The following is a 14477-nucleotide window of genomic DNA, read 5'->3' as shown; positions in this document are numbered from 1 at the left end:
TTCTCGATTTTTTTGCAATTCAGCCATCTTTCAAAGAGTATTTTTCATATTTTTTTGATTTCCGGTGCATTTTTCATAACATGTAGTCTCATTTTCAGTATTTATTAAAAAAAGACAACCATTTCTGGCTGTCTCTTTCTACAATCGCATATTTATTTATTCCAATCTATTGTTGGAGCAGTAACTAATTTACTTTCTAACTCAGAAGCATCTTTTAATAATGGTGCAGATACTGTAACTGATTCACCTTTGCCATCTGTAATAGTATAAGTTTCATTTTCAATGAAATTATTTTTTATAAAATCTTCTACTTTAACAATGTCTGCTGGGTTGATATCAGAAAGAAAAGCGGCAAAATCAACACCATCACCATTCGTTACGAAATATCCATTATAAGCTGATTGTATATAATTTTGAACGTAAGCCAATACAGTGGTTTCCTTACCATTGTCATTGACTTCTTTTTTCATTTCATCACTGATCGCGCTGCTATTGATTGTTAACGATTTACCATAAGCAAACATGGTATTGAGGTTTTTAATGAATTGCAATTGATTAAATGCTGTTTGTAAATCAGTATTAACTTTTTCTGCAGAATCATTAGTAACGGCACCAGTTTTTGATGCGTTAATTAAATTTTGAGCTGCTGTTAAGGCTGCACTATATTTATTCCATGACGAAACGGTATAACTAGAAGCAACAAAACTGCTATTTGGTTGATTGCTTAAATCAGTTAGTTTAGAAATGGTTGTATTCACAGGTACTACAGCAGGATCCAACGGTTTTTCTGCCAATTGATCAATCGCTGTTTGTAGAGCAGTGACTTGTTCATTCACTTCTGCTTGAGTCGCATCACTATTATTTAAAATAGTTTCGCTAGCATCAATTTTAGCTTGTAATGCAGCATAACTTGCTTCTGTATAGTCATCACCTTTAATTGCTTTCGCAGCGGTAATTTTAGCCGCTAATTCAGCTTTATCAACGACAGCTACTTTTTCCAAATTGTTAAAAGTATTTTGTAAATTTGTGGTAGCTGCATCTACTTCTACTTGTGTTGCTTTCTCCTCAGCTGATACTTTTTTTGCTGCCGCTAAAGCTGTTTGAAAATCTGCAAAACTAGCAGCAGTATAATTTGATGATTCCGTATTTTCAACTTTTTTAATTAAAGTATTTAATATATCCTTGTTCACCACAGTTTCTGATGAACTATTGGATGTCGCATAAAAAGCCACCTCTTCATTTACCCAGCCTAATTTATCCAAACCATTATGTTCAGATAATGAAGTGGTATAAAAGTGGGCGCCACTTGTAGCATTGGGATTGTAATCACGATAAACAGGAACCTTCTTAGCTGTATCACTCAAAAATGCTTGTCCTTCTTGTGTCCAACCTTTTTTGCCTAACCAGTTATACTCGCTTTCACTTTTGGTATAAAAATGATCACCCGCATTTGAATTATACAAGCGATAGACTATATCACCTTTAACAGGCACTTGCCATGCGTCATTTTCATTTGTCCAGCCTTGTTTTACCAAATTGTCTCTTTCATTAGCACTTTCTGTATAAAAATGTTCACCACTATTTGGATTATAAACACGATATAACGTAGTATTGCTATCATTTGAAGCTGCTAAAACTTGTTGACCGCCATAAGCAACGATACTTAGACCAAATAAAACACCTAAACTAATCAAAATTGTTCTTTTCATCTGACTCACTCCTATCTTTTCAAACGCTAGATAACATTTGTGATGTCAGAATACTCTTGCTTAAAACTTTAGTCAAAATATTAATTATTAGAAATACAAATTAAACAAAGGCTACGAAGCTTAAAAATAGCAAATAAATTACTTTTATACATAATAATTAAAGATAAAGTATCTAATATTAGATACACTAGTAAGATTGAGCTAAATTTCATTCTAAATCATTCAAATTAACTACTTAATAATGAGTGGAAACTCTAGGGGATTTTGAACTTTTAGCAACAAAAAAAGCCAAACGATTTACATCGTTTGACTTTAAAATCATGTTAGTGATTATTATTCAGCAACTGTTAATGGAGTTTTACCAACAAATCCATCAAATAATGCTTTTACTGCTGCACGATCTGTGTTATCTCTTAAAATTTGAGAACCAGGCACAGTGATTGATCCACCAGCAGGAGCTTCATATGTTCCAGCAAAAACTTGTTCCCAATTTGCAATAGTTGCTGCGTTATTGTCATTTGACAACGTAACATCGTAATCAGCTACATCTGTTGCATAAGCCGTAAAGTACGCTAATGCGTTAGCATTAACAAATACTTCATCAGTTGCTTCAGTACTTAAACCTGCAACATAAGCTTTAAGAGCTGTTACATCTTTAGTATAAACTAAAGCGTTGTACATATCAGTTAAATTATTTACAGACCAATTAACATCTGTTTGAGTAATTTCAACATTATTTACATCAGCACGTTCTGTAGCAGTAGCTAAAGCTGTTTCGAAATCAGCCCAAGCTTCATCAGTTGCAAAATCAGCTGCTTGAGGATTAATTTCATCAATACGAGCAACTAATTCTTGTAAGCCTGCTTTATCAAATTTTTTACCTTCTAAAGCAGTATATGCATCATTCAAATTAGTTGTTAATTCAGTGATTTCAGCAGAACCAATTACTTCATTCAAACCATTTTTAACAGCTGTTAAAGCATCTTGATATGCTGTCCATAATTCACCTGGGTAGTCAGTGCTTACTAATTCTTTTTCAGCTTCAGCTTCTAAAGCTTCACGTAAAGGTGCTTTAATACTTGTATCTGTGCTTGCTAATAATAAGTAAGCAGCATCAACCGTTGCCTGATCAGAATTAGTATCAGCTAAAACTGCTGCAGCATTTGCTAATGCAGTTTGGAATGCTGTCCATTTTGATGGTTCTCTGAAATCTAAATTAGTATAATCTTTTACTAAATCATAACGTTCTTGTAATGCTGTTTTATCAACATCAGTTGATGGATCTTCTGGATCAGTAGTAGGGTTCACACCGTAGAATGCGATTCCTTCGTTTGTCCAACCGTTGTCTTGTACTAACCAGTTTTGTTCATCTGAAGACTTAGTAAAGTTATGAGAACCTACTACAGCATTCGGATTGTAAGCACGGTAGATAGCTACTTCTTCAGTAGTTGAAGAGTAGAAAGATGTGCCTTCTTTTGTCCAACCTTGAGCTGCTAACCAGTTATACTCGTCAACGCTCTTAGTATAGTGGTGGTCTCCTGCATTTGAGTTATAAACACGGTATACAGTATCACCTGAAGTTGGTGTGTTCCAACCAATTCCTTCGTCTGTCCAACCAGCCGCAACTAGTCCGTCTTTTTCGCTAGCACTTTCAGTATAAAAATGTTCTCCTGAGTTTGGGTTATACACGCGGTATAATTCGTTAGATGCAGCTGATGCATCAGTTCCTCCGTATACTGCTAAACCTAAACCAATTACTGCTCCAAGACTAAGTAATACAGTCTTCTTCATAAAATTTCTCCTCCTAAAAAATAAAAAGTTGTTTCGTTACAAGAACAACGATACCATAGTTAAAAAAAAAAGCAAAGTAAATTCTTCATTTTTTCTATATTTTTTTCGCATTTATCACAAACAATAGTTATCTATTTAACACTTTATTTTGAAAAAGTTTTCATTTTTTCTTTTATTGTAATAAAAAACGGTAAAAATAATTATTTCGCAATCTCTAAAATAAGAATTGAAATCCAGCAATTTGCTATTAATAGCAGGTATATTCTTCACCTCAAATATTGAATTAAATCACTCTAAAATTCCCTCTTTATCAAAATAACTATTGGTATTTTTTGAAAATATTTTCAAAACCTTTTCACCAAAAACAGTTCAAATGTTTTTCTTCCAAAAAAATTCACAAACAAAAAAATTTACTTTTTTAGTAAAAATAATTAATAACAATTGTTCTATTTTTTCGCACAAAAAAAGTCAAACGATTTTCATCGTTTGACTTTAAAAATTAAGTTAATAATTATTAAGCTTCAACTAATGGAGTTTTACCAGTTAAAGAAGAGAAATCAGGTTCAGTAACACCATCTTTTAATTTGCCAGTAATTAATGATTTAATAGAATTTACAGCACCATCAATATTACCTTGAGTAGTTGATGCACTACCATCTTTCACTGCTGCAAGAGTATTAGTATACTCTGTGTACTTAGCATTGAATTCTTTAGCATCTGCATCTGATTTAAATGATGAAGCTGAAACTCCTGAAGTAAGATTTAAAACTGAATCTAAATCTTTAATATAAACTAAACTGTTGTATGCATTTGTTAAATCAGTTACTGACCAGCTTACATCACCTTGTCCATTTTCAAGATCAACTTTATTAACATCTGCACGTTCTGTAGCAGTAGCTAATGCAGTTTGGAAAGTTTTCCAAGCGTCTTTTGTTCCATCAGCATAGTTTGCAGCAAAATCAGCTTCTTGAGGATCAATTTCATTAACACGAGCAACTAGTGCTTGTAAAGCTGTTTTGTCAAATTTAGCACTTTCTAAGTTAGCTACAGCAGTATTCACTTTTCCTGCCTCAGCTGTTACTTCAGTGTCCTCCATTTGTTTGGTTAAGGAAGTTTTAGCATCTGAAATTGATTTTTGATAATCAGCCCATGCTTTTGCTGGGAAATCAGTTTCTACATAACCTTTTTCTGCAGCTGTTTGTAACGCTTTACGTAATTCAGTTTTAACACTTACTGATTCTGCATTAGATAATAAAGCTAAAGCAGCATCAATTGTACCTTGTTCAGCATTTGCATCTGCTAACACACTTTGAGCGTGAGTTAATGCTGATGAGAAAGTATCGAAAGCAGCTTGGTCAGCAAAATCATAGGCAGTATAATCTTGTACTAAGTTAACTAAACGATTTAATTCCACTTTTCCATTTTCTTCTAAACCAGCAATCGCTGTGTCTAAAGCTGCTACTTGTGCATCTACTTGTACTTGAGTCGCATTAGCATTATTGAAAACAGTTTCTGCTGCTGTAATTGCATCTTGTAATGCTTGATAGCTTTCGGCAGTGTAATCAGTGCCTTCGATTGCTTTTGCTTCAGTGATTTTAGCTTCTAAAGCTGTTTTATCAGTTTCTGCTGGAGCTACTGCTTCTAAAGCTGAAACCGCAACTTGTACTGCAGATACTTGTGCATTTACTTCTGCTTGAGTTGCATCTGCATTTTCTAAAACAGCTTGTGCTTCATTTAGAACAATTACTAATTGTGAGTAGCTTTCTGCTGTGTAATCAGCTTCGTTTAACGCTAACGCTGAAGTAATTGCTGCTCTTAAAGCATCTTTGTTCACTTCTACTGTATCAGCATTCACGCCATAAAATGCAACACCTTCATTAGTCCAACCTTGTTCATTAACTAACCAATTTTGTTCTGATGAAGATTTTGTAAAGTTATGAGAACCTACAACAGCATTTGGATTATAAGCACGGTGAATTGCTACTTCTTCATTAGTTGATGAGAAGAATGATCTTCCTTCTCTAGTCCAACCTTGGCTAGCTAACCAGTTATACTCATCAACACTCTTAGTGTAGTGGTGATCACCTGCATTAGAATTATAAATCCGGTAAACAGTATCACCAGAAGTTGGTGTATTCCAACCAAGTCCTTCATCAGTCCAACCTTGGCTTATCAATCCATCTCTTTCGCTGGCACTTTCAGTATAAAAATGCTCACCAGAATTTGGATTATAGACACGATACAATTCATTTGATGCTGCTGAAGCATCAGTACCTCCGTATACAGCTAATCCAAGTCCGATGACTGCACTCAAACTTAATAAAATCGTCTTTTTCATAAAATTCTCCTTCCAATTTGAAAAAAATATCCCTTACAAAATATAGAATAACATATAAAATAATTATTTCAATGCTATTTTCATTCTTTTTCGATTTAATTTTTTTATTATATACTTATGTAAACACTGTCATATAAGCTTTGATGTCGGATTTTTAGAAAAGTAACGGTAATATAAAAATAAATTATAAAACAATATTAAATAACAAATAAAACGTATTTTTTAGACGTAATTATTCGTCATAAAAAAAGAAATAAAGATTTTTTTTGCTAAAAATCACCAATATATAGATAGTAAATGACACCTTCAGAAAAAATTTCCCTACGATATTTACTTTTTTGAGATCTCATTTTTCCCCAAAAGAAAGTTTTTTTAGATTGTTCCCTTATTATGCGTTTATATATTTTATTTATGTTGTTTATATGCGTATCCAGTGTATAATATGTATTGTATAAAATGATTTAATGGAGGACCTTTATGAATTTATCAGAACGGCAAGAGAAAATTATTGCTATCGTAAAAAAGGAACAGCCTTTAAGTGGGGAGAAAATTGCTGAGCATTTAGGTATTTCTCATGCAACTCTACGGACAGACCTTTCTTTTCTTACTATGGCAGGAATTTTAGAAGCTAGCCCAAAAGTTGGCTACACGTATACGGGAGTTGGAATTGAACAATTTTTATTTGATAAGATTTTTTCAGTAAAAGTTGGTGAGATTATGTTGTCTCCTTTATTAACACCACAAGATACTTCGATTCACGATGCTATCACCAATATGTTTATGTATGATGTCGGCTCAATTTATGTGACTGACGAAAATAAAAAATTAGTGGGTTTACTTTCTCGCAAGGATTTATTACGGGCGGCATTAAATAGCAATTTACAAAGCACACCCGTGGCAGTCGTTATGACTCGGGCGCCACACGTCAGAACTTGCACCAAGGATTTCACTATTTTAGAAGCTGGTGCTGTTTTATTAGACTATCAAGTCGATTCTTTACCAGTAGTAGATGAAACAGATTCGAAACAAATTGTTGGAAAAATTACGAAATCACGAATTTTTAACTATATCATGCAACAAGCACGACAAACTGAAACCAACCGATAGGAGAGTAAACCATGAAAAAGAGCGTACCATTGTATATGATTTCAGATTCAGTAGGAGAAACATCTTTAAAACTAGTAAATGCCGTCATCGCCCAATTTCCTTCCGTCGATTTTGACACGACGTATCGTTTTCCTTTTACAAAAGACGAAGAAGAGTTACAGGGAATTTTACGAGATGCCTTAAAAGATGGCGCTATCGTCGTGACGACTTTAGTTAGCGATAATTTAACCAACATTGTGACTGCATTCGCTAAGAAAACCGGCCTACAACACATCGACTTCATGACACCTTTTATGGAAATTATTCATCAAAAAACCGGCGTCTCACCTTTACAAGAAGCCGGCGTTGTTCATAAATTAAATCAAGAATACTTTGATCGCGTAGCAGCGATTGAATTTGCTGTGAAATATGACGATGGAAAAGATGCCAAAGGATTCTTAGATGCTGACATCGTTTTATTAGGGATCTCCCGTACCTCTAAAACACCTTTAAGTATGTATTTGGCAAATCATCGCTTAAAAGTAGCCAACTTACCACTGATTCCGGAAGTTCCAATTCCTGAACAAATTCGCCAAGTACCGAAAGAAAAAATTATTGGCTTAATCATTGATCCTGAAGTACAACAAAAAATTCGAACCAGTCGTTTACATTCTTTAGGCTTGGCTGAAAATTCTCGTTATGCAGATTTAGGCCGGATCAAAGAAGAAGTTGACTATGCATTTTCAATTTATGACGAATTAGGTGCTTACGTATTGGACGTAACCACTAAATCAATCGAAGAAGCAGCGACTTTAATTAATGAACACATGGATAATTACATGGAATAATTTACTATATAGTAGAAGAACTTGATGACTAGACTGACGAATATGACGGAAATAATCTTTATTTAGGAGGAAGGAAATGCTATCCACTCGTGAAAAGTATTATCAGATGTTAGAAAAAGAGTTCCATTCAAAAGAAGATGTTGTGACTGAATTAATTAATTTAGAAGCCATTATGAATTTACCTAAAGGAACGGAACTTTATATTAGTGACATCCATGGAGAATTTGGCGCTTTTGACCATATCTTACGGACTGGTGCTGGCAATATTAAAGAAAAGATCAGTGATTTATTTCAAGATCGCTTAACTGAACGAGAAAAAGATCAATTGACTATTTTAGTTGCCTATCCTGTTGAATCTTTAGCTAGTGACTCGCTTTTCTCCCATAAAGATATTTCTTGGTATCGCACGAAAATTCGCCAATTGCTTGAACTTTTAACTTTTTCTTCTACTAAATACACCCGTTCAAAGGTGCGGAAAGCTTTACCAAAACAATTTGCTTATATTATTGAAGAGTTAATGTATACAAATACCGCCTATGTTGACAAAGCGGCTTACTATGACGAAATTCTGTCACATCTTTTAGAATTGGAACAAGGCGATGCTTTCATTTCAGCTTTATGTCAAAGTATTCAACGCTTAGTGGTGGATCATTTACATGTGGTTGGTGATATTTATGATCGTGGACCAGAAGCTGATAAAATTATGGACAAACTTTGCCAGCATCCTTCGATTGATGTGCAATGGGGTAACCATGATATTTTATGGATGGGGGCTTATGCTGGCTCTCGCGCTTGTTTGATGACTTTATTACGGATTGCTGCTCGTTATAATTATTTGTATGAAATCGAAAAAGCTTATGCCCTGAATTTACGTCCATTATTTATGTATGCTGAAGAACATTATCAAAAAAATCCTGTTTTTACACCGAAAGAAAAATGCAGCAATGCAAATTATTCGATTGAAAGCCTGGACACACTGGAAAAAGTGCACCAAGCTTTAGCTATCTTACAATTCAAATTAGAAGGTCAGTTGATTAAACGTCATCCAGAATTTGATATGACGGATCGTTTATTATTTGACCAAATTAATTTTGATCAAGACACAATTACTTTGAAAAATAAAACCTATTCGCTACAAGGTAGCTGTTTTCAGACGCTACAAAAAGATTTGTACGCCCTTACGGAGCAAGAAGAATATGTGGTGGATATGTTAATGGCCTCTTTCCAGCAATCGACTAAGATGCAAGAGCACATGAATCTTTTATTGGAAAAAGGCTCGATGTATTTAGTTTATAACCAACATTTATTATTCCATGGGTGTTTACCGTTGACTGATAAAGGTGATTTCCTGCCACTTAAAGTCAATGGGATCAATTATCGGGGAAAAGATTTACTACGCTTTTTTGAAGATCAATTGCGGCAAGGCTGTGACTTGCAGATATCAGATAATCCTCATGCTGATTGGTCTTGGTATTGTTGGACAGGAAATATTTCTCCGCAATTTGGTAAGAGTGCCATGACGACTTTTGAGCGTTACTTTATTGCTGACAAGAAGACTCATGTGGAAATTAAAAATAGCTACTATAAATTCCGGGACACAAAAAAAACTTGTGAAATGATTTTACAGGAATTTGGTTTGTATTCACCTCATTCAAGAATTATCAATGGGCACACGCCAGTTAAAGTTAAAGGTGGCGAATCTCCCATTAAAGGTGAAGGCATGTTGTTTGTAATTGATGGCGGTTTATCAAAAGCCTATCAAAAAACAACTGGGATTGCCGGCTATTCCTTATTAAATAACTCTTATGGTTTTCAAATTGTGACCCATGATCCTTTTTATTCAATTGAAGACTTAATTGAAACTCAAACGGATGATACTTCATTGAAACGGGTAATTGATCATGATATTTCCCGCACCATGATCCGTGACACCACAATTGGTGAAAGTATTGAGGAACAAATTGAAACTTTAAAAGGCTTTTTACATTACCAAATGAATTAAACAAGCAAAAAAATTCCTGCTTCGACTTTATGAAGCAGGTTTTTTTGTGTATAGTATTTTTGAGGTGTATAACATGTTGTCTGCATATATAAATATTTTAATGATTTTTGCTTTAATGTTCTTAGGTTATTTCTTAACCTACAAACAATGGTTCTCTAATCAAATTGGCGATGTTTTTTCAAAATTGGTTTTAACGATTGCGTTGCCTACCAATATGTTTTTAACGATTACCCGTAATTTTACCCACGATCAATTTTTAGCTTTGATCCATGGCGCAATTATTCCTTTGGTCTCGATGCTGATCACCTTTTTAATCAGTTGGATCTACATCAAGCTTTTTAAAATTACTCCTAGTCGACAAGGATCTTTTGCTACAATGTTTACTTGTTCCAACACAATTTTTATTGGCTTGCCGATTAACTTAGCGATCTTTGGTGAAAAAGCGGTACCGAATGTTTTGATATATTATATTGTGAATACAACCATCTTTTGGACGATTGGCATTTATTGTATCGCCCGGGATAATCCCAACATCCAGCAGGCTAAAGTCAATTTTCATTTGCTGCCGGTATTAAAAAAGATTTTTTCTCCTGCGCTATTAGGTTTTGGGATCGGTTTGGTTTGGGTATTATTAAGCTGGCAAGTACCTGCTTCAGCTGAAATTTTCTTGACTTATTTAGGGAATTTAACTACGCCTTTATCGATGTTTATCATTGGCATCATCGTTTATAATGTTGGTATTAAGAATTTAACCATTAATAAAGATATTATCGGCGTCTTGATCGGTCGCTTTATTCTTTCTCCTTTGATTGTTTGGGGACTGGGTCAGTTTATTGAAGTACCTACTTTAATGCTACAAGTTTTTATCGTACAATCGGCGATGCCGGTACAAAATTCGGTACCGATCCTGACTCGTTCTTATGGTGGCGATCAAGAATATGCTGCTTCGGCACTGGGTTATTCAGTGTTACTTTATCTTGCTTATATTCCACTATTATTGAAATTACTTTTATAAAAGATAAAGGTCCGGCAAAACTTAATTTGCCGGACCTTTCGTTTATTTATTTTTGGCTTTTTTAGCAATGATGCGAATCACCGCCATTGAAACTATTGCAGCGGCAGTCATACCATAACCCATGCCATTAAAAAAATCAGCTAAATGGCTATTGTAATTACTACCGATTAAATAGTTTCCAATAATTAAGATGACCCCTAAAATACCAAATAATAAAAATTTCATCTGCGCCTTATTGCTACGTTTTTCTGTTTTAATACTGTTCATCACTTGAACGTCCCCCTTGATTAATTCATCTAAGGACAAGTCATAAACTTCGCTTAAAGTAACAAGGCTATAAATATCTGGCAGACTCTTTCCGGTTTCCCAGTTAGAAATAGTTTGACGGGAAACCTTTAATTTTTCAGCAATTGCTTCTTGGGTCAAGCCAATATTTTTTCGATGCTGCTTTAGTTTTTCATGAAGTTCCATGTCTTGCTCCTTACATATACTTTAATCAAGATTTTCAAACTATTCAGCCAAAAGTCTTGTACATCAAGCTTTGTCAAAGTTTTTTTGACAGCTTAATAAGAATCTTTTTCAACTAAACAAGGGATTGTCAAAGCAATTTGACAGTCAATTTTATTTAGTAATGATTTTTTCAATACTAGCTAGTGCTTTTGCCATATCAGCGATTTTGCTTAATTGTAACAAACGATTATTGCGGACTTTTTCATCTTCTACCATTACCATAGTGTCATTGAAATAACGTTCGATTACTGGTCGTAAACCAATCAAGGTCTGATAATTCTCAGCCATATTTTGGTTGCCAAATTCATCTTCCACTTCTTTGATCGCTGCGTACAACTCACGTTCACTATCATTTTCAAAGAGACTTGGATCAATTTTTCCTGTTAAAGGCTGATCAGTTTTCTTCGTTAAATTAATGACACGGGTCAAAGCTTCCATCGCTTCTTTAAAGAATTCATCTTTTGTGTGTTGACTAAAAATTTGGGCAATATCAAAAATTCGAGTGAAATCATCTTGATTTGAGTCTACTACGGCATCGATGACATCATGACGAATATTTTCCAATTGAAGACGCTGACGTAAACGACCTTTAAAGAAGTCGATCAATTCTTTTTGATCTTTGTTAAAATGAATACCGAATAAACCTTCATCTGCATTAATCGCATCCACCACAGCGCCTTGTAGTTGACCAAATGGAAAGGCCCAACTTTTATCTTCAATGATACGAACAATTCCGTAAGTTTGACGACGTAATGCGTAAGGATCGTTCGAACCGCTTGGAATCATCCCTACTGCAAAGAAGCTTAAAACTGAATCTAACTTATCAGCAATCGCTAAAACTGCACCAATATTTGATTCTGGTAAAGCCCCCTCAGCAGAAATTGGTAAATAATGTTCTCGAATAGCTTGTGCCACAGCAGGATTTTCACCTTGTAACAAAGCATATTTTTCTCCCATGATACCTTGCAATTCGGGAAATTCACCTACCATATTCGTCACTAAATCAAATTTGTAGATTCCAGATGCCCGTTTCAAGTCAGTTAATTCAGTTTCAGATAAACCAACTTGTTTGCCAATAATTTGCGCAATTACAGTCACCCGTTGCATTTTTTCATAAATACTACCGATTTTTTCGTGGAAAGTCACATTTTTTAATTTTTCTACCAATTGATCAATCGTTAATTTCTTATCTTCTTGATAGAAAAATTCACCATCTTCTAAACGAGCGGTTAAAACTTTTTGATTACCTTTTATGACATTGTCTAATTTCACATTGTTACCGTTACGAACTGAAATAAAATGTGGTAATAGTTGACCGGCTTCATTACGAACTTCAAAATAGCGTTGGTGTTCCTTCATAGAAGTTACCAGCACTTCTTCGGGAATTGATAAGAAACGCTCTTCAAAATCCCCCACAAAAGCCGTTGGATACTCCACCAAATTGGTGACTTCTTCTAATAAACCAGCATCTAAATCCAATGTCCATTTATTTTCTGCAGCTAACTCTTCGATTTGTGCCACAATCACTGCTTGCCGTTTTTGTCCGTCAGCAATTACAAATTGTTCCGCTAATTTTTCTTCGTATTCATTAGCATTAGCCAATTCCACGCTGTCACCTAAGAAACGATGGCCTTCAGTGGTGCGTCCAGATGTTACATCAAGTAACTCCATCTCAATCACTTCATCATTTAATAAAGCGACAATCCAGTGAATAGGACGAATGTATTCAAATTCAGTAGTTCCCCAATGCATCATCGTTGGGAAAGTCAAACTTTTAATAACTTCGACCAAATCAGCCAAGACTTCTTTACTTTCTTTACCGTGAATATATTTGGTCACGTAAACATATTCTACCCCTTTAATTTCTCTAAAAGTAATCGCATCAGTCGTCAGACCTTGTCCGCGGACAAAACCTTCTGCTGCTTTACTCCAATTACCCTCAGAATCTTGAGCGATTTTTTTAGCGGGTCCTTTCACTTCTTCTTGCACATCTTCTTGCCGGTCAGGAATGTTCGTGACTCTGACAGCCAAACGACGTGGCGTCGAAAAAGTTTCAATCGTGTCATAAGTTAGACTGTGATCTTCTAAAAATTTTGCCACTTTGGTTTGAAATTGCTTAATAGCAGGCCAAACAACGTGGGCCGGCATTTCTTCTAATCCAATTTCTAATAGTAAGTTTTTCGCCATTTTATTTGACCTCCTGATGATTTAATAGTGGGAATCCTAGTTTTTCTCGTTCTGCAACGAAGATTTTAGCGACTGACTTCGCCATATTTCTGATACGGGCCAAGTAACCAGCTCGTTCAGTTACAGAAACAGCGCCACGTGCATCTAATAAGTTAAAAGTGTGGCTACATTTTAAAATATAATCATAAGCTGGATGAACCAAATCTTCATCAATACAACGTTTTGCTTCTTTTTCAAATTTATCAAAGTTTTCTAGCAACATTTCTTGATTGCTTTCTTCAAAAGAATATTTTGAATGTTCATATTCAGGTTGTTTGAAGATTTCACCGTATTTCACATCATTTGACCAAATCAAATCATAAACACTTTCAACTTCTTGAATATATGAAGCCAAGCGTTCAATACCGTAAGTAATTTCTGAAGTTACTGGATGACAAGGTAGTCCACCAACTTGTTGGAAATAAGTAAATTGGGTAATTTCCATACCATCTAACCAAACTTCCCAACCAACACCGGCACAACCCATCGAAGGATTTTCCCAGTTGTCTTCAACAAAACGAATATCATGCTCTAAAGGATCAATCCCAAGTAAACGCAGGCTATCCAAATAAAGTTCTTGAATATTTTTTGGTGAAGGCTTCATCACCACTTGAAATTGATGATGTTGGTATAAACGATTGGGATTTTCACCGTAACGTCCATCTGCTGGACGACGAGATGGTTCTACGTACGCGGCATTCCAAGGTTCTGGTCCAATTGCTCGTAAAAAAGTATAGGGACTCATGGTTCCCGCACCTTTTTCAGTGTCGTAAGCTTGCATCAATAGACAGCCATTGTCTGACCAAAATTTTTGCAAGGTTAAAATCATTTCTTGTACTGTTAATTTACTCATGTTTTTCCTCCTTCTAAAACAACAAAAAGTCCCTATGTCTCGACGACATAGGGACGTATCAACGCGGTTCCACCCTACTTCCAAGAAAAATCTTGGCAG

10 protein-coding genes are annotated in these 14477 nt (G+C 35.0%); 4 read left to right on the top strand and 6 right to left on the bottom strand.

Annotation, left to right across the window (positions count from 1 at the left end; translation table 11 throughout):
* Positions 1–152 precede the first annotated feature (152 nt).
* The 3 genes from ACVWNY_RS02560 to ACVWNY_RS02550 all read right to left on the bottom strand — a co-directional run bounded on the left by ACVWNY_RS02560 (position 153) and on the right by ACVWNY_RS02550 (position 5838).
* Positions 153–1709, bottom strand: a complete 1557-nt coding sequence (locus ACVWNY_RS02560; protein ID WP_454071606.1) for a hypothetical protein — start codon at positions 1707–1709, stop codon at positions 153–155.
* Between the two features lie 333 nt (positions 1710–2042).
* Complete coding sequence (locus tag ACVWNY_RS02555) at positions 2043–3500, bottom strand: hypothetical protein (protein ID WP_454071605.1); 1458 nt, start codon at positions 3498–3500, stop codon at positions 2043–2045.
* 514 nt (positions 3501–4014) lie between these two features.
* A complete protein-coding gene (locus tag ACVWNY_RS02550; protein ID WP_454071604.1) occupies positions 4015–5838 on the bottom strand; it encodes a hypothetical protein in 1824 nt (607 codons plus the stop codon).
* Between the two features lie 477 nt (positions 5839–6315).
* On the opposite strand from ACVWNY_RS02550, the gene ACVWNY_RS02545 reads away from it, so the two are divergent.
* From ACVWNY_RS02545 to ACVWNY_RS02530, 4 genes are all read left to right on the top strand, one after another.
* On the top strand, positions 6316–6945 hold the full coding sequence (locus ACVWNY_RS02545; protein WP_218324267.1) for a helix-turn-helix transcriptional regulator: 630 nt from the start codon (positions 6316–6318) through the stop codon (positions 6943–6945).
* An 11-nt stretch (positions 6946–6956) separates the two neighbouring features.
* Positions 6957–7772 (top strand): pyruvate, water dikinase regulatory protein, encoded by an 816-nt coding sequence (locus tag ACVWNY_RS02540; RefSeq protein ID WP_218324266.1) that lies wholly within the window; start codon positions 6957–6959, stop codon positions 7770–7772.
* 76 nt (positions 7773–7848) lie between these two features.
* On the top strand, positions 7849–9774 hold the full coding sequence (locus tag ACVWNY_RS02535; protein WP_454071603.1) for a fructose-1,6-bisphosphatase: 1926 nt from the start codon (positions 7849–7851) through the stop codon (positions 9772–9774).
* 73 nt (positions 9775–9847) lie between these two features.
* A complete protein-coding gene (locus tag ACVWNY_RS02530; RefSeq protein WP_454071848.1) occupies positions 9848–10789 on the top strand; it encodes an AEC family transporter in 942 nt (313 codons plus the stop codon).
* Positions 10790–10831: 42 nt separating this feature from the next.
* Here the strand turns inward: ACVWNY_RS02530 and ACVWNY_RS02525 are convergent, their stop codons facing one another.
* The 3 genes from ACVWNY_RS02525 to glyQ all read right to left on the bottom strand — a co-directional run bounded on the left by ACVWNY_RS02525 (position 10832) and on the right by glyQ (position 14378).
* Positions 10832–11260 carry a helix-turn-helix domain-containing protein gene (locus ACVWNY_RS02525; protein ID WP_454071602.1) on the bottom strand — a complete coding sequence of 143 codons (429 nt, stop codon included), beginning with the start codon at positions 11258–11260 and terminating at the stop codon, positions 10832–10834.
* Positions 11261–11410: 150 nt separating this feature from the next.
* Positions 11411–13486 (bottom strand): glycine--tRNA ligase subunit beta, encoded by a 2076-nt coding sequence (gene glyS / locus ACVWNY_RS02520; RefSeq protein ID WP_454071601.1) that lies wholly within the window; start codon positions 13484–13486, stop codon positions 11411–11413.
* A 1-nt stretch (position 13487) separates the two neighbouring features.
* A complete protein-coding gene (gene glyQ / locus ACVWNY_RS02515; protein ID WP_218324261.1) occupies positions 13488–14378 on the bottom strand; it encodes a glycine--tRNA ligase subunit alpha in 891 nt (296 codons plus the stop codon).
* Between the last annotated feature and the right edge of the window lie 99 nt (positions 14379–14477).

The organism is Enterococcus sp. JNUCC 77 (genome assembly GCF_054819945.1).
The sequence above is the reverse complement of the archived record's forward strand: the minus strand, read 5'-3'. Positions and strand labels throughout refer to the sequence as shown.

Coding starts and splice junctions, on each gene's coding strand:
- ACVWNY_RS02560 (WP_454071606.1), bottom strand. CDS start 1,709: ATGAAAAGAACAATTTTGATTAGTTTAGGTGTTTTATTTGGTCTAAGT.
- ACVWNY_RS02555 (WP_454071605.1), bottom strand. CDS start 3,500: ATGAAGAAGACTGTATTACTTAGTCTTGGAGCAGTAATTGGTTTAGGT.
- ACVWNY_RS02550 (WP_454071604.1), bottom strand. CDS start 5,838: ATGAAAAAGACGATTTTATTAAGTTTGAGTGCAGTCATCGGACTTGGA.
- ACVWNY_RS02545 (WP_218324267.1), top strand. CDS start 6,316: ATGAATTTATCAGAACGGCAAGAGAAAATTATTGCTATCGTAAAAAAG.
- ACVWNY_RS02540 (WP_218324266.1), top strand. CDS start 6,957: ATGAAAAAGAGCGTACCATTGTATATGATTTCAGATTCAGTAGGAGAA.
- ACVWNY_RS02535 (WP_454071603.1), top strand. CDS start 7,849: ATGCTATCCACTCGTGAAAAGTATTATCAGATGTTAGAAAAAGAGTTC.
- ACVWNY_RS02530 (WP_454071848.1), top strand. CDS start 9,848: ATGTTGTCTGCATATATAAATATTTTAATGATTTTTGCTTTAATGTTC.
- ACVWNY_RS02525 (WP_454071602.1), bottom strand. CDS start 11,260: ATGGAACTTCATGAAAAACTAAAGCAGCATCGAAAAAATATTGGCTTG.
- glyS (WP_454071601.1), bottom strand. CDS start 13,486: ATGGCGAAAAACTTACTATTAGAAATTGGATTAGAAGAAATGCCGGCC.
- glyQ (WP_218324261.1), bottom strand. CDS start 14,378: ATGAGTAAATTAACAGTACAAGAAATGATTTTAACCTTGCAAAAATTT.